This window comes from Bifidobacterium sp. SKU (assembly GCF_026016405.1).
In the GTDB taxonomy this organism is placed as follows: Bacteria; Actinomycetota; Actinomycetes; order Actinomycetales; family Bifidobacteriaceae; genus Bifidobacterium; species Bifidobacterium bifidum.
Map to the genome: position 1 here is coordinate 2089534 of NZ_CP092890.1, position 21123 is coordinate 2110656.

At 63.2% G+C, this 21123-nt stretch carries 14 protein-coding genes; 5 read left to right on the plus strand and 9 right to left on the minus strand.

The window, feature by feature from the left end:
* Positions 1 to 43 precede the first annotated feature (43 nt).
* On the minus strand, positions 44 to 4111 hold the full coding sequence (locus tag MMB49_RS08925; protein WP_047271063.1) for a S8 family serine peptidase: 4068 nt from the start codon (positions 4109 to 4111) through the stop codon (positions 44 to 46).
* A gap of 521 nt (positions 4112 to 4632) precedes the next feature.
* On the opposite strand from MMB49_RS08925, the gene trhA reads away from it, so the two are divergent.
* From trhA to MMB49_RS08940, 3 genes are all read left to right on the plus strand, one after another.
* On the plus strand, positions 4633 to 5541 hold the full coding sequence (gene trhA, locus MMB49_RS08930; protein WP_082247828.1) for a PAQR family membrane homeostasis protein TrhA: 909 nt from the start codon (positions 4633 to 4635) through the stop codon (positions 5539 to 5541).
* 209 nt (positions 5542 to 5750) lie between these two features.
* Complete coding sequence (glf, locus tag MMB49_RS08935; RefSeq protein WP_003814151.1) at positions 5751 to 6917, plus strand: UDP-galactopyranose mutase; 1167 nt, start codon at positions 5751 to 5753, stop codon at positions 6915 to 6917.
* A 459-nt stretch (positions 6918 to 7376) separates the two neighbouring features.
* A complete protein-coding gene (locus MMB49_RS08940) occupies positions 7377 to 9875 on the plus strand; it encodes a transglycosylase domain-containing protein (protein ID WP_047271066.1) in 2499 nt (832 codons plus the stop codon).
* A 168-nt stretch (positions 9876 to 10043) separates the two neighbouring features.
* Here MMB49_RS08940 and leuA read toward each other — a convergent pair whose 3' ends face one another.
* Positions 10044 to 11954 carry a 2-isopropylmalate synthase gene (leuA, locus tag MMB49_RS08945; protein WP_047271068.1) on the minus strand — a complete coding sequence of 637 codons (1911 nt, stop codon included), beginning with the start codon at positions 11952 to 11954 and terminating at the stop codon, positions 10044 to 10046.
* Positions 11955 to 12446: 492 nt separating this feature from the next.
* Here leuA and MMB49_RS08950 point away from each other — a divergent pair, with 492 nt between their 5' ends.
* Entirely contained in the window at positions 12447 to 13847 is a 1401-nt protein-coding gene (locus tag MMB49_RS08950; protein ID WP_047271070.1) for a metallophosphoesterase family protein, read from the plus strand.
* 183 nt (positions 13848 to 14030) lie between these two features.
* Here the strand turns inward: MMB49_RS08950 and MMB49_RS08955 are convergent, their stop codons facing one another.
* The 3 genes from MMB49_RS08955 to MMB49_RS08965 all read right to left on the minus strand — a co-directional run bounded on the left by MMB49_RS08955 (position 14031) and on the right by MMB49_RS08965 (position 17255).
* Positions 14031 to 14195, minus strand: coding sequence for a hypothetical protein (locus tag MMB49_RS08955; protein ID WP_229940987.1), 165 nt, complete (start codon positions 14193 to 14195; stop codon positions 14031 to 14033).
* Between the two features lie 299 nt (positions 14196 to 14494).
* Positions 14495 to 16039: a PASTA domain-containing protein gene (locus tag MMB49_RS08960; protein WP_229940986.1), complete on the minus strand. Its 1545-nt coding sequence runs from the start codon at positions 16037 to 16039 to the stop codon at positions 14495 to 14497.
* 595 nt (positions 16040 to 16634) lie between these two features.
* On the minus strand, positions 16635 to 17255 hold the full coding sequence (locus MMB49_RS08965; protein ID WP_003816090.1) for a DUF5701 family protein: 621 nt from the start codon (positions 17253 to 17255) through the stop codon (positions 16635 to 16637).
* A gap of 168 nt (positions 17256 to 17423) precedes the next feature.
* Between MMB49_RS08965 and asd the strand changes: the two genes are divergently transcribed.
* Complete coding sequence (gene asd / locus MMB49_RS08970) at positions 17424 to 18518, plus strand: aspartate-semialdehyde dehydrogenase (protein ID WP_014760739.1); 1095 nt, start codon at positions 17424 to 17426, stop codon at positions 18516 to 18518.
* A gap of 108 nt (positions 18519 to 18626) precedes the next feature.
* Here the strand turns inward: asd and MMB49_RS08975 are convergent, their stop codons facing one another.
* The 4 genes from MMB49_RS08975 to recR form a co-directional block, all read right to left on the minus strand.
* Entirely contained in the window at positions 18627 to 18776 is a 150-nt protein-coding gene (locus MMB49_RS08975; protein WP_013363990.1) for a hypothetical protein, read from the minus strand.
* 151 nt (positions 18777 to 18927) lie between these two features.
* A complete protein-coding gene (locus MMB49_RS08980; RefSeq protein WP_003819192.1) occupies positions 18928 to 19494 on the minus strand; it encodes an ACT domain-containing protein in 567 nt (188 codons plus the stop codon).
* A gap of 70 nt (positions 19495 to 19564) precedes the next feature.
* Positions 19565 to 20329 carry an aspartate kinase gene (locus MMB49_RS08985; RefSeq protein WP_003814135.1) on the minus strand — a complete coding sequence of 255 codons (765 nt, stop codon included), beginning with the start codon at positions 20327 to 20329 and terminating at the stop codon, positions 19565 to 19567.
* 188 nt (positions 20330 to 20517) lie between these two features.
* Positions 20518 to 21120, minus strand: a complete 603-nt coding sequence (gene recR, locus MMB49_RS08990) for a recombination mediator RecR (RefSeq protein WP_003814133.1) — start codon at positions 21118 to 21120, stop codon at positions 20518 to 20520.
* Positions 21121 to 21123: the final 3 nt, after the last annotated feature.

Here is a 21123-nt window from a genome sequence, read left to right on the forward strand (position 1 = left end):
CCTCCCCGCGCTCGCGGGAAAGGGCATTATCGGCTATGGGAGACTAGCGACGCACCACGTCACGCCGGCGAATGATCACCAGCGTGGCCCCGGCGGCGAGCAGCAGCATGACTACGCCCGAGATGCCAGTGACAGCGGCACCCGTCTTGGCGACGCCGGCATTGCTGCCGTTCTGGCCACTGTTGGCGCCCGACGCACCGGGCTTCGCCGGGGCGCCAGGCTGGCTCGGCTTGCCGGGCTTCGTCGGCGTGCCGGCCTTCTTCACCAAAGCCTCTTCGGCCTTGAACAGAGCGCCGGTCGCGTTGTTGATCTCTTCCTGAGTCGCGTTGTCGTTGGCGAGCACCGCCTTGGCGGCATCAAGCGCCTTGACGAACGCAGCCCACGAATCCGCCGTGTAGTCGGATTCCTTCAGCTTGGCCGCAGCATCCACCGCCGCCTTCAGCTTGTCCTTAGACGGCTTGGCGGTCGCGTTGACGAGCCCGTTGATGGCGGTTCGCAACGCCGTGTAGGCGTCGTTGACCTGCTGCTGCGTGGCCGTGTCGGAGTCGAGCACCTTCTTCGCCGCGTCGAAGGCCTTCTTGAATGCGGCCCACGAATCCGCCGTGTAGTTGGATTCCTGGTACTTGCTAGCGGCAAAGACCAGAGTCTCCAGCAGCGCCTTGTCGATGTTCTTCACGGTGTGCGCGTCGATGACGGGCTCATCGCTCTCGATGTTCGGGAAGAAGCCGTTCTTGTGCAGCGCCAGCACCTTCGGAGTGGTCTCGGACGAATCATCCGCGGTGTGGACGGCGACCTTCGTGCCGTTCTCGTCGGGGAAGCTGACCGTGCCGTTGCCTTCGGTGGCGGAGTCGCCGAACCACAGGGCAGGGTGGTACGCGTCGAACGAGTCGTCCTTGGAACCGCCCGCAGTGTCGACGATGTACTGATCCTTCGCGCCGGCAGCGTAAATCGACTCGATCTGTGCCATGTAGGCGATCGGGGCGACCTTGGTGTCCTTGGTGAATCCAAGGGCGGACAGCTTCACGGAGAGCACGACCTGGTTGGAGTCGGAGACATATGCGGGGTCGATGGGCTCCTCGTCAACGACCTTGCCGGTTGTCGCGGAAGTCGTCGTGGCCCATGCGGTGTCGTACTGCGCGTTGCCTTCGGTGGTGCTCACCGAGATCATGTAGTCGGCCTTCATGTCGCCGTCCACGTCGAAGATCACGTCCGGAATGAAATTGTTGCCCAAGTGGGACCACGTCTTGTCGGTGATGATGCCGAAGCTCAGCAGGCCCTGCGACGGATCGGAGAGCTGAGGTGCGGTGCTGGAATAACCGATCGCGCGGATGTCACCTGCGGCAAGGCTGCGAGCGGCGTCACCGTTGCCGGTGTAGCCGTCGACCGGATCCTCGGCACCGTACACGAACGGGACGAGCTCGGAGTGGTAGCCGGTGGCGGTGTCGCCCTGGTCAAGGCCATGGCCGGACACGGACAGCATGCCCTTCTTGTTGTTGAAGCCGCTCAGTTCCGTGGTGGTTTCGGAGATTGCCTTCGGCACCGAAGTGACGGGCACACGCAGCGTGGTGGCGTCATCCTCCTGGGTGACCGGAGTCGCGGTGATGATGCCGCTGGCGTCGGTCACGTACTGGCGGTCCTTGCCTGCGACCTGCGCGGACTGCGTGGCGTCACGGGTGCGGGTCAGCTTGGACTGGTCGATGCTGATCTTCACGCGGAAGCTGGTGCTGGTCCCGGACTTGGCGACCACGGTGTCCCCACCGTTGTCGCCGCTCACCGAGTACGTGACGCCCGGCACCGGGGTGCGGGCCGAGTATGTGAGCTTGTACGTAATGTCATGATCGGTGTTGTTCACGAGCCGCATGGTCCGCTTGTCGGTGTAGCCGTCCTTGCCGACCGGGATGACGCCGAACTGCGCGGTGATGGCCTCGTTATCCTCTCCGGCAAGCTGCACGTTGTTGTTCACTGCGGCGAGCGCGTCGATACGACCGGAGCCCACACGCAGCGGGCCGTACGCGGTCTTGCGATCCGCGGTGAGCACGTCGTGGTTGGCGGTGTTCATCAGCTGGGCCTTGACCACGTTGGCCAGGTATTCGGGCCGGGCCTGACGGACCAGCGCGGCGACGCCGGAGGTCAACGGGGTGGCCATGGACGTACCGCTCATGATCTCGTCGCTGTTGCCGGTGCCGGCCGAAGCGGACACGATGCCCACGCCGGGAGCGGAGACATCGGGCTTGGCGGTGCCGTCATAGGAGCCGTGGATGCCACGGGAGGTGAAGGACGCGATGGTGTCTTCGCTCTCGCTGGAGTAGTCGGCGTCCTTGCTCATACGCAGCTTGGTGGACAGGGTCACCGTCAGCGTGCCGTCATCGATGGCGCTCTGCAGGTCCTTGTTCTCGGCGGCGTTCTTGACCAGCTGGAAGCCGGGGATGCCGGCGTTGCCGCCGATGCCGGACTCGGGGATGTTCGCCTGCGAGCCGAACAGGATGCCGGTCGCGCCGGCCTTCTCGGCGTTGTCGAAGCGGGTCTTGGAGCCGCAGTTCACAGCGGCGTCGTTCCATTCAACGTAGGCGATGTTGCCCTTGACGGCAGCGGCGTCATCGGCGGAGTATGCCTTGCAGCCTTCCAGGTTGTCCTTGTCCTTGACGCGCACGACCTTGCCGGTCAGGGAGAAGTCGTCGAGCTTCGCGTAGTTCACGGAGTACTGGCCGGCGAGGGTCTGGCCCTTGAGCGAGGCCGGGCCGTCGGTCACTTCGACGGCGTCCTGCAGCGCCTTGCCGGACTGGCTCGCGGCCACGGTCAGCGCGCTCTTGGCGGTGCCGGGGGCACCCATGATGTCGGTGATGTCGCCGTCGTTGCCGGCCGCGATCACGGACAGCACGTTGTCTGCGGTGAGGTTATCCACGGCCACGTTCTCCGGGTCGTCGGAGGCGCCGAAACTGCCGCCGAGCGACATGGAGACGATGCTGATGCGGCTGGACTCGTCGCCGTTGACTTCCGCCTCGGTGTTGTGCTTGGCGATGCCGTCAAGCGCTTCGAGCACCAGGTCGGTGGTGCCGCCGTTGTCGCCGAACACCTTGTACGAGTAGATGCCGGCCTCGGGAGCGGCGCCGGGGCCAATCTTCCAGCTGGCGATGTCGCCGGCGGTCAGCTTCTGGTAGCCTGCGGTATCGGTCTTGCCCGAGGTGCCGTCGGCCTTGACGCCGTAGCCCAGCGCGGTGCCGGCGACGTGCGTGCCGTGGTGGCCGCCCTGGCCGTCGATCGGGTTGGCGTCCGGGGTGGGATTGTTGTTGCCGGCGTTCGGGTTATACGTGGCGCCGGCGTAATCGTAACCGCCCTTGAACTTCGTCTTGTCGAGCAGATTGCTGACCTTCGGGTCGGTCAGCGGGTCGGCGGTGGAGTTCAGCGCGGTCTGGTAGGCCTCGGTGGTGCCTGCGCCCCCGAAGTCGGCGTGCGTGTAGTCGAGGCCGGTGTCGACGACTGCGATGTTCACGCCCTTGCCGGTCTTGCCGGTCTGTTCCCAAGTCTTGACGGCGTTGACCAGCTGGTCGTTGTTCTTGTTCGCGGGGGCTTCGCCACTGCCGTTGGTCGTGTCGAGCGCCTTCTTGGGCGTCAGGATCGTGATGTGCGCCACCGAGCCGGACTGCTCGGCGAGCTTGCGCAGCGACGCCGCGTCGGCGCGAACGGCTACGCCGGACAGCGCATACGAGGTGGAGTAGATCTTCTTGGCGCTGGAGTCCAGCGACTGCAGCTGCGAGAACACGTTCACCGAGGTCTTCTCGGCGGTCTTCGCGCTCTGCGTGGCCGCCTGGGCCGACTGCGCGCGCTGCTTCAGCGTGGGCAGCGCGGAACGCTGCCTGCTGAAGTTCTTGAGCACACTGTTCTTGCGTTCCAGCGCGGAGGGGCTGGTGGTCTGGATGAATGCGGTGACCTCGCCCTTCGCCTGCTGAAGCTGGGATGAGACCTTGCTCTTCAGATTGCCGGTCGACAGAGTCGGCGTCGTGGACGCCGCGTCACCTTGTGCCGGAGCCGCGAGCGCGGTACCGGGCAGGCTGCCTGCCATCGCCAGGGCAGCTACAGCGGCAACCCAGCGAGGCCATTGCTTATTGGCCATTATTGTTTTCCTCTCTTTGCGTGCGTCACTCACGACGACACTGTGAAAGAAACTAGACCTGGCGCTCGTCCGATATCGTTACGTTTTGTCGCATCGCGTAACATTTCAGGAACATATTGTTAACACTCACCTCACAATGCCATATACGCCGACTCTCACGTACCGCGCATGACGCACGCCATCGTCAGACAGGCAGACCTCCATCAGACCGCGCTTTTCAGCCCCTCCCATGCGGCCACAGCATATTCGACCGGCATCCATTACGGCAGTCGAGCACGTACTTCCGGATCCCGACGCATCCACGATCCGCTTATGCCCGGCTATAAGAAAAAACTATGAAAATCTTCAGCTGACGGTCAATATATGATACACACGAACCGCCATGCTGCCTTCGGCGGCCCGGACGGCATTCGATTCACCACCAGAGAAGCATTGTCAGCGAACCATCAGCGACCTACACTAAGTTACGGTAGCGTAAGTTAGTGTAGGCCGGGCATTCCGGCCGCAGCGAGGTGATGATGATGAGCGCGTCAATCAGTGCACCATCCATACGCAAGTCCGCGGCGCAGCGAAAAACAGCGCGGCGACAGACCGCGGGCGGCGGGATGCGGGCGGCCGCCACAGCGCAGACCGCAACCGCTGCCGGCATGGCCGCGACGCAGACCGGTGCCTCGGCCACCGCGATGAACCGCGCCCTCGAGCAGTATCGCGCCGCGCGCGCACGCTATCGCCAAGCCAAGGCCGCACTGAAAGCCGCCGAACGCCAGGTCACGCCGGTCGATGCATTCGGCAACCGCAAGCCTCGGCTGCGCGGCTGGCAGCACCTCATCACCCTGCCGTTGTGCATCGCCGCATCCATCGTGCTGATCTGCATCGCGCCGGCCGGACCGGTCAAGGCCGCGTGCGCGATTTACGGCGCGTCGGCGATACTGCTGTTCGGCAACAGCGCCCTGCTGCACGTCGTACCGTGGCGCAGCGCCAAGGTGACGCGCGTGCTGTGCGGCATCGACTACTCCAACATCTTCCTGATCATCGCCGGCACCAATACGCCGGTGCTGTTCGCGCTCAGCCCTTCGATCCGATGGCCGTACCTGACGGTGATATGGGCGGCGGCGCTCGTCGGCACGGTGATGCATATCGTATGGCTGCGAGCGCCGAACTGGGTGTTCACCGTCGTGTACGTGGTGCTGGGGCTGGCGCCGGTCACACTGCTTCCGGCGCTGTGGACCGCGCCCGCGGTGGGTCCGGCGGCGACCGTGCTGATTGCGTGCGGCGGGGCCGCCTACATTGCGGGCGCCACATGCTTCGCGATCCGCAAACCCAATCCGATTCCGGGCTGGTTCGAGTTTCACGAGGTGTTTCACATGGGCACGGTCATCGGGTACACCTGCCACGTGGTGGCCATATATCTGGTCGTGTGCGCGCTGTAAAAGACGCCGGACATGCCGTCACCGAACGTTCATCAAATCGTTCACAGGGATGGTTGCGCGGTCGATAATGTGCGGTATCCTTGGTCGAGCTGAGAACGAAACGCACATGACGGCCGTTCATATTCGACGCGGGGAACAGCGCGAATCATCAAATGGAAGGGTCGCGGCGCAACCGGCACCGCCGGCGCGGGCCGCAACGGAAGGAAGCTATGAACGCGGATTTGGTGATCGTCGGCGCGGGCCTGTTCGGCCTGACCATCGCACAGCAGGCGGCGGAGCGCGCGGGCGCCCGGGTCGAGATCATCGATGTGCGCAGCCACATCGGCGGCAACGTGTACAGCTATATCGACGAGGAGACCGGTGCCGAAATCCACCAATACGGTGCCCACCTGTTCCATACTTCCACCAAACGCGTTTGGGATTACGTCAACCGCTTCACCGCATTCACCGACTACGTGCATCGCGTGTACGCCACGCACGACGGCGAGGTCTACCCGCTGCCAATCAATCTCGGCACCATCAACCAGTTCTTCCGGGCGGCCTACACGCCCGCCGAGGCGAGGCAGCTCATCGCCGAACAGGCCGGTGAACTGGCCGGCACCGACCCGACAAACCTCAACGACAAGGGCATCCAGCTGATCGGACGGCCGCTGTATGAGGCGTTCATCAAGAACTACACCGCCAAGCAATGGCAGACCGATCCGGCCGAACTGCCGGCGAGCATCATCAAGCGGCTGCCCGTGCGGTTCAACTACGACAACCGCTACTTCAAAGACACATGGGAGGGACTGCCGCGCGACGGCTACACCGCGTGGATGGAGCGCATGATCGATGACCCGCGCATCCATGTGACGCTCGGCACCGACTTCTTCGACGAGAGCCAGCCGCTCAACAAGAAGGCGCTGCGCGCCGCCGGCACGCCCGTGGTCTACACCGGGCCGATTGACCGGTATTTCGGCTATGAACTCGGCGACCTGAAATGGCGCACGGTGGACTTCAAGGAAGTGCGCTACGACGAGGACGACCACTTCGGCTGCCCGGTGATGAACTTCTCCGACGCGGACGTGCCCTACACCCGCGCCATCGAGTTCAAGAACTTCAACCCGGAGAGGCGTGACGCACAGAACCACAACAGGACAGTGGTGTGGGAGGAATACTCCCGCTTCGCCGAGCGCGGCGACGAACCGTACTACCCGATCAACACGGACGCCGACAAGGCGCTCTATGAGCGGTACGCAGCCAGGGCAGCCGCCGAGCCGAACGTCGTGTTCGGCGGGCGCCTGGGCACCTACAAGTACTACGACATGCACAACGTGATCGACGCCGCCCTCACCGCATATGAGGAGCAGGTCGCGCCGATGCTGCGCGCCCGGTGACACCGACTGGCGGGCACTTCCGCCGCCGCCTTTTCTCATTTCATCCGGATCTCCCGCCCATCTCATCCGGCCACAGTCTCATGCGCTCACCGGAAAGTGGGACTATGACCGGATGAGGCAACGCCGCACCGCTTTGGCCGGGCCCAAACCAGCGAAGCATTCATACAATCCCACAATGCAGAATCCGACTCACATTAAGGACGGTCATGACCGTCACCGTGCGAGGGTATCGTCACCGTGTGAGCCCTCGCACAGTGACGCATCCGGCTAAAACCCTTATTTTCCAACGTTTCTCACGATACCGTCACGCCGAGAGGCTATGGTTGTGGTTTTGCTAGATATGGACAAGCACCAAGCACGATATCGACGTTTGTAAGGATTCAGAGGAAAACCGGTGAGGAAAGCGCGAAAATACGCGCAAACCGGTTCGCATCATATTGCAAGGACTACGGTAGAATCATGGCTTCACATACGCGCACTGTTAATTCCAGTTCAGGCCGACGCGCGGCAGGAACGTCCGGTCGTCGGGCGGCCGGCGCCTCAGGCCGCACCGCGACCGGCACCCAAGCGGGTGCGGCGACGGGCACGAGAACCGGCGGCACCGCCGCAACCAACGGTTACAGCGCGCAGCGCAACAGCGGCTCAAGGCGTGGCCGCGGCGCTAATCCGCCCGAAGGCACACACCGCGGCGGCGGCACCCACCGCTCCCCCGGCTCGAAAGGCCCGAAAGCCAAAGGGCGCAAGAAGCATCTGATTCTCAAGTGGACGCTCGGCATCATCGGCCTGTTCCTCGCCGTCGGCATCGGCGCGTTCGCCTACCTGTACGCCACCATCGAAATCCCCCAGCCGGAGACCATCGCGCTGGCCGAGAAAACCAGCGTGTACTATGCGGACGGCAAAACGAAAATCGGCACGTTCGCCGAGCAGAACCGTGAGATCATCGACTGCTCCGTACTGCCGAAATACGTGGGCCAAGCCGTGGTCGCCTCCGAAAACCGCACGTTCTACACGGACCGCGGCATCGACCTCAAGGGCATCGCACGGGCGCTGATCAACAACGTCACCAAGGGCACCCGCCAGGGCGGATCCACCATCACCCAGCAGTACGCGGAACGGTATTACCTCGGCGAGACCACCACCTACATGGGCAAGCTCAAGGAAGCCATACTGGCGGTCAAGATCGCGCAGACGCAAGACAAAGACACCGTCCTGTGCAACTATCTCAACACCATCTATCTCGGCCGCAGCGCCTACGGCATCCAGGCCGCCGCCCAGGCGTACTTCGGCAAGGACGCGAAAGACCTGACTGTGCCCGAGGCGGCGATGCTCGCCGGCATCATCCCGTCCCCCAGCAACTGGGATCCGGCCGTCAACGCCAAGCAGGCGAAATCGCGATTCGAGCGCGTCATCAACATCATGAAAGAGGACGGCTACATCACCGCCAAACAGGCCAGTGAAGCCACGATGCCGAAAACCGTCACCAACGCACAGCAGAACATCTACGAGGGCCCCAACGGGTATCTGCTGCAGATGGTCCGCAGCGAACTCATCAACTCAAAGGCGTTCACGCAAGACGACCTCGACACCGGCGGCTACACCATCGTCACCACCATCGACAAATCCAAACAGGATCTGATGTATCAGACCGCGAGCCCCACCAAGGGCAACGCGGGCATGCCGGACGGCGTACAGACCGGCGGCCTGTCGGTCAACGTCAAAGACGGTTCAATCATCTCACTGTACGCGGGCGAGGATTACCTGAAGAAACAGCTCAACAACGTCACCGACGCGACCTACGAAGTCGGTTCCACGATGAAACCGTTCACGCTGCTTTCGACCGTCCAGACGGGCGTCAGCCTCGATACTGTGTTCAACGGCAACTCGCCGCGCAGCTTCCCCGGGCTGAAACAGCCGATGTCGAACTCGGGCGGCGCTAGCTACGGCTACATCAACCTGTACAAGGCGACGGCGAACTCCGTCAACACGGTGTACATGGATCTGCAGCAGCATCTCGGCGCGGACACGATAATCAAGACCGCGCACACGGCCGGCATCAAAGGCAAGATCACCGATGACGGCTACGTGACGCTCGGCAACTCCGGTCTGAGCATGATCGACATGGCGCGCGGCTTCTCCACCATCGCCAACCAGGGCAAGAAGCCGACGCTGCACATCGTCGCCAGCGTGAAGAGCAGCAAGGGGCCGGAACTGTACAAGGCGCCATCCACCGCGGAGCAGGTGTTCGACGCGAACGACACCGGACTGGTGGTCAAGGCGATGGAAGGCACCATCCAATACGGTACCGGTCGTGCGGCGAGCGCGATCGGCAAGACGATGGCAGGCAAGTCCGGCACGGCAAACGACAACAAGGCCGTGAGCTTCATCGGGTTCACGCCCTCGACGCTCACCATGTTCGCCATCTGGAATCCCGGAGCGAACGGCGAGGCGCTGGAACTGCCGACCATCAACGGGTATTACAAGGGCATGGGATATCCGGCCGTGCTGTTCACCAACTACATGTCGAGGGCGCTGGAGAACGTGGCGGACGAGAAGTTCCCCGACGTGACCGACAGCGGCAAGATCGGTGGACCCGATGGCACGTGGGGCACCGGTTCGCAGTACTCGTCTTGGGGCAACAGCGGCCAGTCGCAGAGCGGGAATTCGCAGGGCGGCAGCAGGAGCGACGACCAGTCGTCGCAGAGCGGCACGCAGTCTGGCGACGGGTCGGGCTCGCAGTCGACGAAGCCGCAGACCGGCAACGGTTCGAATGGCAGCGGCAATGGATCGGGCGGCAACGGGTCCGATGGCAATGGCGGGAATGGCGGCAACAACGGGAATAACGGCAACGGAGGGAACAACGGCAACAATGGCGGAGGCTCGGATTGCGCGACCGATCCCACCGCCGCCGGCTGCTCCACCGGCAATGAATCCAACACCAACGGCATAGCGTCGCAGTGAGGGACGAGGCCGGATTCGCGGTTATTGGCGTGCGTTGACCATCCCCGCCGGCGGGGGCACGAGAGCTAGGCCCCGTGCGACTGGAGGTGGTTCCGGCCTCTCACGACCATCAAAAAAGGGTGGCTGCAGGACGAATCCTGCAGCCACCCTTTCGTTTACCGCGAAATATCAGCGCTGCGAACGGTTGATCGCGGAGATGATCGCCTTGAGCGCGCTGGTGGTAATCGAGGAGTCGATGCCGACGCCCCAGATGATCTGGGTCTCAGTGTCCTCGCCCACCTGGCATTCCACGTAGGACGCGGCCATGGCGTCGGTACCGACGGACATGGTGTGCTCCACGTAATCCATCACGGACGCCTCAATGCCGAGGTTGGAAACCGCGTTGAGGAACGCCGCAATCGGGCCGTTGCCGATGCCGGAGATCTCACGCTCGTGAGGTTCGTCCACGCCCACATTCACGCCGCGGTCGAGCACACGCGCCTTGAGCACGGTGTCTGAACCATCCTCGCCGGAACTGACGGCCACCTTGAGCAGTTTGAGGCGGCCCCACGGAGCGAGCGTCGCGTCATGCGTATCGCCGACGACCACGCCGGCGGCCGTCATGCCGGACTGCTCCACCGGCAGGTACTCGTCCTTGAAGAGACGCCAGATGTCCTCGTCCTTGACTTCCTTCTTGGTCGTGTCGGCGAAGTTCTGCACGATCTTGTCGAACTCCACCTGCAGACGCTTCGGCAGGTCGAGGTTGTGGTTGGTCTTGAGCAGGTAGGCCATGCCGCCCTTGCCGGACTGCGAGTTGACGCGGATGATCGCCTCGTAGGTGCGGCCGATGTCCTTCGGGTCGATCGGCAGGTACGGCACGAGCCACACGAACTTGTCGAGATCGGCGCCGACTCGGTCCGCAGCGACCTCGCGGGCTTCGAGGCCCTTCTTGATGGCGTCCTGATGGGAGCCGGAGAACGCGGTGAACACGAAGTTGCCCGCGTACGGATGACGCTCGGAGATCTTGATCTGGTTGCAGTACTCGACGGTCTTGCGGATCTCGGGAACGTTCGAATAGTCGATCTGCGGATCAATGCCCTGCGTGAGCATGTTCAGACCCAGCGTGACCAGATCCACGTTGCCGGTGCGCTCGCCGTTGCCCAGCAGGCAGCCCTCCACGCGGTCGGCGCCGGCCAGCACGGCCAGCTCGGTGGCGGCCACGCCCATGCCTTCGTCGTTGTGCGGGTGCAGGGAGAGCACCACGGCGTCACGGTCGTCAAGATGCGTGGACACGTACTCCACCTCATCGGCGAACACGTTCGGCGTGGTCATCTCGACCGTGGCCGGCAGGTTGATGATCATCGGGTGCTCGGGGGTCGGCTTGATGACGCCGATGACCGCATTGCACACCTCGACCGCGTATTCCGGCTCAGTACCGGTGAACGATTCGGGGCTGTACTCGTAATACAGGTCGATGCCCTTGGCCTCGTTTTCAAGGTCCTTGCACAGCTCGGCCGCGTCGGTGGCGAGCTTCTTGATCTCTTCCTTGTTCTTGCGGAACACGACCTCGCGCTGCAGCACGGAGACCGAGTTGTAGAAGTGCACAATCGCACGCTTGGCGCCCTTGAGCGCCTCGTAAGTGCGGCGAATCAGGTGCTCACGACACTGGGTGAGCACGACGATGGTCACGTCGTCGGGGATGAGCTCGCGTTCAATAAGCATGCGGATGAAGTCGAAATCCGTCTCCGAGGCGGACGGGAAGCCCACTTCGATTTCCTTGAATCCCATGGAGACGAGCAGGTTCCAGAAGCGCAGCTTGCGCTCGGAGTCCATCGGGTTGACGAGCGCCTGGTTGCCGTCGCGAAGGTCGACGGAGCACCAGCGCGGGGCACGCTGCAGACGCTTGCCCGGCCACGTGCGCTCGGGATAGTCGAACGGCACCTGCTTGTCGTAGGCGACGTACTTGGTGTAAGGCATATCGCTCGGCTTCTGCGGCTCGCCGATGAATCGTGCGGGAGGCAGCAGCGGGTCGTTGTTCCCCCCATTGGACGCCGCGGCGACCGCCGCAAGATCAAACACTGATGATTGATCCTGACCCATATCTCCTCCTTTTACTTGATGATGCCGGCGCCTGTTGCCTGCCGGCCGTATGTTGTCGTCGCACGATAGGTCATGCAATTAATCAGTCTAGCGTGAAGCGCCCCGGTAAACCGCCGAGATATCAAGAATGCGGCCAATCCATGCGGCCTTCGGAGCGTTATCTCGCTTCCGAGGGGGTGATTTCAGGCCCGCCGAACATCTATCTGCGTTTCAAGGGGTTGGCGTTGCTCGATATTCGAGGTATTGCATGATGGACGCCACTGGAATCATGCGGCTCCCATGCCATTGATACTCGGCCACCAACCCCTCGAAATGCAGATAGATGTTCCGGAGCGTCCGAGTCACCCCCTCGAAACGTAGATACCCTGCCGAGATAACGTTTCGGCCCCTCTCCGGACGCCCGTTGACTGCATGGCGACGCCCGCTCCACGCGTGGTGGCGACTTCGCGAAGAGTATGGCGCCGCACAGGGCGACTCGCTACAGTGGAGGGCATGACACTGCGTTTTCACGACGACGGCACGTTCCGCGTGCTGCAAATGGCCGACATTCAGGACGGCCCGGAAGTCAACCGCGACACGATCCGCATGATCGAGGCCGCAATCAACGAGGCGAAGCCGGATTTGGTGGTGTTCACCGGCGATCAAATCCGCGGGTACGATCCCGCGTACATCGACACGTTCCTGCGCCGGCGCGGCGAGAACCCCGGCGCACGCGTACGTCTCGTCACCGAAATCGAGGCGAAGCTACACGGCATCCACAGGCGCATCGCGGCGCGGCGCGATCCGGACCTGCCACCGCAGGACGATGTGGTCACGATGGACGACCTGATGAACGACACCCGGCAGAAAGTGCGCGACACGTTCGGCGCGTTCCTCGGACCGGTCATCAACGCGGGCGTGCCGTTCGCCGCGACCTATGGCAATCACGACTTCCAGTGCGGCATCCTGCCTGACGAGCAGGACGACATCTACCGCGAGTTCCCCGGCTGCCTGAATCCCGAGGCCGATGCTGCCGGCGGCTCGCCGTTGGCCATCGAGCCGGGCACATTCGCGCTGCCCGTGCTGTCCTCCGACGGTTCGGAGCATGTGGCGATGGGCGTGATGCTGGTCAATTCCGGCGATTATGCGGGCAAGCCGGAGGAGAATGACGCCCAGTACCCGCGGTATGTGGCGCATTCGCGCGGACTCGACCTAGCGGATTCGGACGGCTACGGCACACCGAGCGCTGAGGCGATCGCATGGCTGGGCGACGTGCAGCGCACGCTCGCCGAGCGCAACGGCGATGGCGAACCGGTGCCGTCGATCACGTTCCAGCATATTCCGCCGCAGGAATTCTATGACTGCCTGACCGAGGTCCCGGCATGGACGCCGAACGCCGTGGAGGGCGCCCGCAATTACGCCGGGCGCTGCTACGTGCTCAACGACGCCGTATGCCGGCCGGGGTCACGGCTCGGCGAGGCGATCGGCTGCGCTGACGAGAACGTCGGCGAGGTGGACGCATTGCGCGAGGCGGGCGGCTATTTCGCGTTGTACTGCGGGCACGATCACAAGAACTCGTTCGTCGGGCACGTGCATGACCTCGATCTAGGGTATGCGCCGACGTGCGGCTTCGAATGCTACGGTCCGAAGTCTCGCCTGCGCGGCATCCGCCTGTTCGAGTTCCGCGAAGACGACCCGGCCGCGTATGAGACCCGCATGCTCACGTGGGGCGACCTGGTCGGCCGTTACAGCGGCAATGAGTTGCGCGTGTTCTTCGAGGATCATTGCGTGACGGGCGCCGCGACCCTGCGCAACGAACTGCGCCGGCCGCAGGTGTTTGCCACCATCGCCCTGACCCTATCCGCCGGCTTCGCGGCAATCGCGCGCTCCATCGCACGGCGTCTGCGACGATAGCGCAGCGGCGGCAAACAGACGACAAAGGGCATGGTTCCGGCGGCGATATCGTCGACACCATGCCTATTCATATCCGCCGTATATCCACCCGGCTCGTCCCCGGGCCGGCCCTACCTCTACTCGGTCAGGTACAGCACGTTCTCGTCAAGGGGGGAACGACGTTCATGTGGTACCCCTCCATTTTCAGGAACGGCTTGGAGCTGTCAGGCTTGGCATGGCCTGACACGTCGGCAACTGGTAGCTCGCGCCGGCCAGTCCCTCCAGTTTGTCGCTGCTGATGCCGGCTGGCACATAGCAGAATTTGAATCCTTTCTTGCCGCCGCAGCGATAGTCGCTATCCGGCCCCATGAGCTCGATGCCGACGTCCGACGGCACCTTCCACCAACCGTCACCACCCGTGTCCGTCCGGCGTGCAGCGTGACCGACTGCGGATCATCGGGGCTCAGCATGAGCTTGCCCGAGCCAACCGAGGTGGCCTTGCCCTTGTCGTCCAACGTCAGGCACCAACTGTCGTCTTTCAGGCAGTATTTGCCTGCTATCGGCTAGAAATCGCCTTTGCCGAGTGCGGTGCGAACATCCGTCAGGCTCATGTCCTTGGTGGGCTTGGCCGATGATGCACCGCCGTCCGCGCCGGCGCTGCCGCCCGGCTACTTGACATCGGCGTCGGGCAGCTCACCCCAATCCAGGTCGATGGAGACGGTCAGATAGTACACGGTGTCGTCGCTGGGAGCGGGCTTCATCTTGACGATGTCGCTTTTGCTGCCGACGTAGCCGTTGTACGGCATGAACGGGTTGGCGGAGTTATTGGTCATGTCCGCCGTGGTCTTGTCGTAGAGCTTCGGGTCACGGTAGATCAGGAACGGCTTGGTCGTGTTCACGGCTTTCTGCTTCTTGGCCGCGGCCAGCGCGTCCGCGTCAAAGTACCCGTCGCTTTCGAGCTTGTTCAGGTCCGCGCCGACCGGCACGACCAGATAGAAGTCCTGCATGTGATACGTCGCGCCGGAGATATTGTTGTAATCGCCGTTTTCGACCATCTTGCCGTTGTTGCAGACGATGCCGCCTGCCGTATTCGAGTCTTCCTGGCTGGTGCCGCACCAGTAGTTCGTCATACTGGATCGCGGGAACAGTTCGAACGCGCCGGTGTCACCGGTGAGTAGATAGTCGGCTTTCGGGCTGGAGCAGTACGGCTGCTGGATGGCATCGCAGGAGCTCAGCGACTCGTATTCGCCGTATTCGGTACCGTCGCGACCTTTCGGATAGGGGATGTACGAGTTGCCTTCGCTGCCATCGCCGCCATCCTTGAACGTGATGCAGTCACCGGAGTTGTTGCACCACGTTCCCGCGGCCACACCGGAGACACCGAGCAGATTGTCGCCGCCGGTCTCCGGGGAATCGTGAACCGTGTAGGCGTCCTTGACGCCGCTGGCGTCGATGCCGTAATACAGCGTGACCGCATCGCCTTCCGCTACCGTGGATCCGGGCATCGGGTCGGAACCGGACACTTTGCCGACGAACTTCTTCGAGGCGAGGCGCGGCACGAGCGTCACGTCATGTCCTTGGCTTTCCAGTTCGGATTTCACCGTGTCGACGTCCCGGCCGACGATGTCGATGCTGATGGCGCCGCCGTCGCTCTTCGTGGCGACGCCGATGTAGATGCCGTCGTCCTTGTCGCCGTCCGACAGCGCCTGTCCTTCGGCGGGGTAGGTCGCCACCACGGAACCGATTGGCTTCTTCTTGGTGTCGGACACCGGTACCTGCTTGTAATGTACCGGCACACCCATCGTCTTGAACGTGGATACGACCTTCGTGGCCTGCTTGCCCATCGTGTTCTTGGGCACACCGGGGCCACCCGACTCCTGGACGATTACCGCGGCATCCTTCTGGACGCGGTCGCCGGGCTTCATGCCCTCGTATCCAAGGAACACGCCCTTCTTCTTGCCGGAGAAGATGATCGACTTCGATGCCTTCACGCCCTTGGCTTTCAGCTGGGTGACCACGTCATCGGCGGTGGCTTCGCCGCCGGACGCACCGGAGATCTCTTCGGCGGTAGGCAGCGGGGTTCCGCCCCAGATGCCCGCGCGATACGTGAAGAACAGGGCAAGACCGACACCCAACGCGAGGGCGACCACCACGGCCACGATGAGGCCGATGAGCTTGCCCCTGGATTTGGGCTTCGGCGTTTGCCCTGGCACGGCCGGCGTCGCCGCTGACGGCTGGGTTGCGGGCGCGGCCGGAGTCGAGACTCCGGCACCTGACGGCTGGGCGAACTGCTGGGCTTGCGGCCACGCCGGTTGGGTAACAGGCTGCTGCGGCTGAGGTTGGGACTGAGCCGGCTGCAAAGGCTGTGTTGGCTGGAGCGGCTCCTGAGGTGCAGCAGGAGCCGGCGCGAATCCGCCGCCTGGCAGTGGTACAGCTGGAGTCGCCGGCTGTTGCGCCGCAGAGGGCTGGGGCATCTGCGACACTGCGGGCTGCGACGCCGGCGCGGCCTGTGATACCTGTTGTTGCAGCGGCTGCCCGCAGTTCCCACAGAATTTGCTGTCCGGGCTTTCGTCATTCCCGCAATATGGGCACTTCATGCGTGTCCGCCTTTCTCCCCCGCCCAATGGCGTCTCTCATCATTGCCCGCCGGCGCGAAAGCGCTCGCGAACACACCAAGAACATCATAAAACCGGGCGTCGTACAACACAGTGTCACATATCAGGAAACACCAAGCATCCATCGGTCACGCCCAGATGCGTCACTGTGCGGCGGCCCAGCGAAGGCGACAGACAAGCGCTCCAGCGAAATTCAGTGGAACAGACTCACGCCGCGCCGGGCCATGCAGTAGGCGTTACCCAGCCACGTGTGCCGCGAGTTCGGCCACACGGCCCCCAGACGCGGCGCGTTCTGGCTCATCCAGATGCTGGGCACGCGCCCGTCGGCGCTGCGAGAGCCGAGCAGGTTGAACCCGTTCTTGATCTCAAGCCAATCGGGGTGCTGCGTAGCAATGGCAAGACCCTCTTCAAGGGTCAGTGGCGTGCGCTCGTCGGAATCGATGAGCTTGCGCGCCACGTCCGGCTCGCGATTGATGTAGCAGGTGCCGGTATGCGGCTCGACAACCAGATAGAACGGCCCTTCCGGCGGCTCGAACCCGTCCTGCGGCAGGAAGCTTGCGATGTCGCGCGGAGGCATTGTCGTGAAACCGGCCATGCGGTTGATGCTGGTTCGGGCGATCAGCGACTCAGGCGACACCAGCTCGCGCGTGGGGATCAGCAGGATGTTCGAGCCCAGATCGGTATGCTCCAACGCATGGATCAGCGGCCGTGCGAGCGCGCGGAACGCGGCGGCGCTCATGTCCGCCACGTCTGGGTAACCCAGCGCCACGATACGATCCAGCTGCTTCTGCGCTTCCTGCGATGCTATTGACATGCTTCCAGAGTACCGCGAATCCCGGCCGCAGCACCCACCCATCGGCGAACACGGCCATCATTCGGGAAAGCGGCCCGTCTTGTTCCGCGCATTCCGTACCATTGGATAGGTGCGGCCATGTCACTGCGGCCGCTTGTATAGGAAACCGAATCAAACCCAGAGGTTGTTATGTCCGAAAAGTTGAAGGTCGGCATTCTTGGCGCCACAGGTATGGTCGGCCAGCGTTTTGTGACGCTGCTGGAGAACCACCCGTGGTTTGAGGTGGTCAAACTCGCCGCGTCCGCGCACAGTGCGGGAAAGACCTATGAAGAAGCCGTCGGCCCCCGCTGGAAGATGGAAACGCCGATGCCCGAGTACGTCAAGGGCATGACGGTGCATGACGTCGCCGATGTGGCCGGCATGGCCGATGGCGTCGATTTCGTTTTCTCCGCGGTGAACATGTCGAAGGACGAGATTCGCGCAATCGAAGAGGAGTACGCGAAGACCGAGACCCCGGTCGTCTCCAACAACAGCGCCCACCGTTGGACGCCGGATGTGCCGATGGTCGTGCCGGAGATCAACCCGGAGCATTTCGCGGTGATTGAGCACCAGCGCAAGCGGCTCGGCACCACGCGCGGCTTCATCGCCGTCAAGCCGAACTGCTCGATCCAGGCGTACACGCCGGCGCTGGCCGCGTGGAAGGAATTCGAGCCGCGCGAGGTCGTCGTCAGCACGTATCAGGCGATTTCCGGCGCGGGCAAGACCTTCAAGGACTGGCCTGAGATGGTGGGCAACATCATCCCGTTCATCTCCGGCGAGGAGGCGAAGAGCGAGAAGGAACCGCTCAAGGTGTTCGGTCACGTGGATGCCGGCAAGGGCGAGATCGTGCCGTTCGACGGCGGTCTCAAGATCACTTCGCAGTGCATCCGCGTGCCCGTGCTCAACGGCCACACCGCCACGGTATTCCTGAACTTCGGCAAGAAGGCCACCAAGGAAGAGCTCGTCGACCGCTTGGTGAACTACACGTCCAAGGCGTCCGAGCTGGGGCTGCCGCACGCGCCGAAGCACTTCATCCAATACCTCACCGAGGATGACCGCCCGCAGGTCAAGTTCGATGTGGACTACGAGGGCGGCATGGGCGTGTCAATCGGCCGTCTGCGCGAGGATTCGATCTTTGACTGGAAGTTCGTGGGGCTGGCTCACAACACGTTGCGCGGTGCCGCCGGCGGCGCGCTCGAATGCGCCGAAATGCTCAAGGCGCTCGGTTATATCAGCGCGAAGTGACGGCAGCCTGCCGCTGAGACTGAAATTGCGGCTGGAGACCATCGAACGGCCGGGTTGACCACGGATTGATTCCGCAGTCAACCCGGCCGTTCGGCATATCGGGTGTCGTCACCGACGCAGGTGACGTGCATTGCCGCGCGGATTACGGCGGAATCGTACCGTAACGATCACGGCGACTATGACCATGGCGAGCAGCAGCAGTGTGGCGGCGACCGTCGCTGCCACAAGGAGCCGCATAATTCCGTTGGAACGTTCCATGTGCTCCTCCTTCGGCTCAGGAGCGCGAATGAATACGGAAGGAGGAGGTAAGAACGCTCAAACCAGATAAATTGACCACCCAGCCGGCTCCTGCTGTCGGAGATATTCCGCGTAGCGGGCGGGGTGGTCAATTACGCGATTGCGTCAAAAATCAGCGACCGGTGCCGCCGTAGACCACGGCTTCGACCTGATCGGCGTCGAGGCCGTAGGCGGTGTGCAGCGCGCGCACGGCGTCGTCAAGCTGGTCGAGCGGGACGAGCGCCGCGATGCGGATCTCGGATGTGGAGATCATCAGCACGTTGATGCCCTTGTCGCTCAGAGCGGTGAAGAACTTGGCCGCCAGGCCGGAATGGGTCTTCATGCCAACGCCCACGACCGCGACCTTGCCGACGCTCCTGTTGATGTCGAACGACTTGTAGCCCAGCTCGTCATGCTTGTCGATCAGCACGTTCTCGACTTCCTTGACGGTGGATTCCGGCACGGTGAAGGAGATCTCCGCGGTGCCCACGGACGCGCCGGCCTGCACGATCATGTCCACATTCACACCGGCCGTCGCCAGCTCGGTGAACACTTTCGCCGCCATGCCGGGCTCGTTCGGAACGCCGCGCACGGTGGCCAGCGCTTCGCTGCGGTCGTGCGCCACACCGGAGATGACCGGGGCTTCCGGGCCGAGGTCGGGGAACAGGTCACCCATGGATTTGCTGTTGTTGTCGCTCATGTTTTTTCGCCTTTATATTTGTGTGAACGGTAAATCAGGTCTCGAATATGTCGTATGTCAGTGGACGACATCAGTCGATGTTGGGCAGGCTGCGCGGGTCGACTCCGTCGGGCACGATCAGCGTGCCGGGACGATGCGAGAAGGAGCTGCGCACGTGAAGCGGCATGTTGAACCGCTGCGCGTACTCCACGCAGCGCAGTGCCAGCACCTTCGAACCGCAACTGGACATCTCCAGAATCTCGTCGTAGCCGATGACCGGAATGCGACTGGCCTTTGGCACGATGCGCGGATCGGCGGTGAACACGCCATCCACGTCGGTGTAGATCTCGCAGATGTCGGCGCCGAGCGCCACGGCAAGCGCCACGGCCGACGTGTCGGAGCCGCCGCGGCCGAGCGTGGTGGCGTCTCCCTTGGCGTTGATGCCCTGGAAGCCTGCGACGATGGCCACGTCTCCGAGCGACAGCGCGTTCTGCACGCGGTCGGGCTTCACGGCCTTGATGTGCGCGGCGCCGTAACGGGTGTCGGTGAAGAATCCGGCCTGCTGACCGGTGAACGAATGCGCACGGTCCCCGGCGGCGTGAATGGCCATGGCAAGAAGGCTCATGGAGATGCGCTCACCGGCGGTCATCAGCATGTCCATCTCGCGCTCGGGCGGGTTGGAGTCGATGCTCAGCGCTTGGTCGATCAGGTCGTCGGTCGTGTCTCCCATGGCGGAGACGACCACGGCCACCCTGTTGCCCTTTTTCTTGGTCTCGACGACGCGCTTGGCCACGCGCTTGATCGATTCGGTATCGGCGACCGACGAGCCGCCGTACTTCTGCACGATGAGAGCCACTGCTGTCCTATCTTCTCGCGGAATGCATCTGCGTCAATACTACGCAAGCGGCACGATTATAGGAATTTCGGCACTGCCGCGCACGCGTGCGCCGCCATGCGGACAGGAACGGCCGCGCTGCGGGCGCAGGTATCCGGGCGATGATTCGCGTCGGCGGCGCCGGGACGGGCCGACGCTGGCAGCCTCGTTTATGCTTCGCGGCGACCTGTGAGGGCCCGACCGAGCGTGACCTCGTCGGCGTATTCGAGGTCGCTGCCGACGGGCAGACCGCTGGCGAGCCGGGTGACCTTGATGCCGAGCGGGCTGAGCAGACGACTCAGGTATGTCGTCGTCGCCTCGCCTTCGATGTTGGGGTCGAGTGCGAGGATGACTTCCTTGACCTCGTCAGTCTTGAGGCGGTCGAGAAGCTTGGGGATGTTGAGGTCGGCCGGTCCGACGTTGGCCATCGGATTGATGGCGCCGCCGAGCACATGGTATTGGCCGCGGTATTCACGGGTGCGCTCGATGCTCATCACGTCCTTCGGCTCTTCGACCACGCAGATCACCCCGTGGTCGCGTCTCGGGTCGGCGCATACCGGGCACGGACTGACCTCGCACACGTTTCCGCAGATGTCGCAGAACCGCACTTTTTCCTTGACTTCCGTGATGGCGTCGACCAGCTTGCCCGTCTCCTCGTCGGAGGCCGACAGCAGATAGAAGGCGATGCGCTGCGCCCCTTTCGGGCCGATACCGGGCAGTCCGGCAAATGCGTCGATGAGTCGCTGTATCGCGCCGTCATATGCCAAAGCCATTGG

Excerpts from the sequence above, each read along its gene's own strand:
- MMB49_RS08965 (WP_003816090.1), bottom strand. The coding sequence starts at position 17,255 with ATGTCAATAGCATCGCAGGAAGCGCAGAAGCAGCTGGATCGTATCGTG.
- MMB49_RS08975 (WP_013363990.1), bottom strand. The coding sequence starts at position 18,776 with ATGGAACGTTCCAACGGAATTATGCGGCTCCTTGTGGCAGCGACGGTC.
- MMB49_RS08955 (WP_229940987.1), bottom strand. The coding sequence starts at position 14,195 with ATGGGGCCGGATAGCGACTATCGCTGCGGCGGCAAGAAAGGATTCAAA.
- MMB49_RS08950 (WP_047271070.1), top strand. The coding sequence starts at position 12,447 with ATGACACTGCGTTTTCACGACGACGGCACGTTCCGCGTGCTGCAAATG.
- glf (WP_003814151.1), top strand. The coding sequence starts at position 5,751 with ATGAACGCGGATTTGGTGATCGTCGGCGCGGGCCTGTTCGGCCTGACC.
- MMB49_RS08980 (WP_003819192.1), bottom strand. The coding sequence starts at position 19,494 with ATGAGCGACAACAACAGCAAATCCATGGGTGACCTGTTCCCCGACCTC.
- trhA (WP_082247828.1), top strand. The coding sequence starts at position 4,633 with ATGAGCGCGTCAATCAGTGCACCATCCATACGCAAGTCCGCGGCGCAG.
- MMB49_RS08940 (WP_047271066.1), top strand. The coding sequence starts at position 7,377 with ATGGCTTCACATACGCGCACTGTTAATTCCAGTTCAGGCCGACGCGCG.
- MMB49_RS08925 (WP_047271063.1), bottom strand. The coding sequence starts at position 4,111 with ATGGCCAATAAGCAATGGCCTCGCTGGGTTGCCGCTGTAGCTGCCCTG.
- asd (WP_014760739.1), top strand. The coding sequence starts at position 17,424 with ATGTCCGAAAAGTTGAAGGTCGGCATTCTTGGCGCCACAGGTATGGTC.
- leuA (WP_047271068.1), bottom strand. The coding sequence starts at position 11,954 with ATGGGTCAGGATCAATCATCAGTGTTTGATCTTGCGGCGGTCGCCGCG.
- recR (WP_003814133.1), bottom strand. The coding sequence starts at position 21,120 with ATGGCTTTGGCATATGACGGCGCGATACAGCGACTCATCGACGCATTT.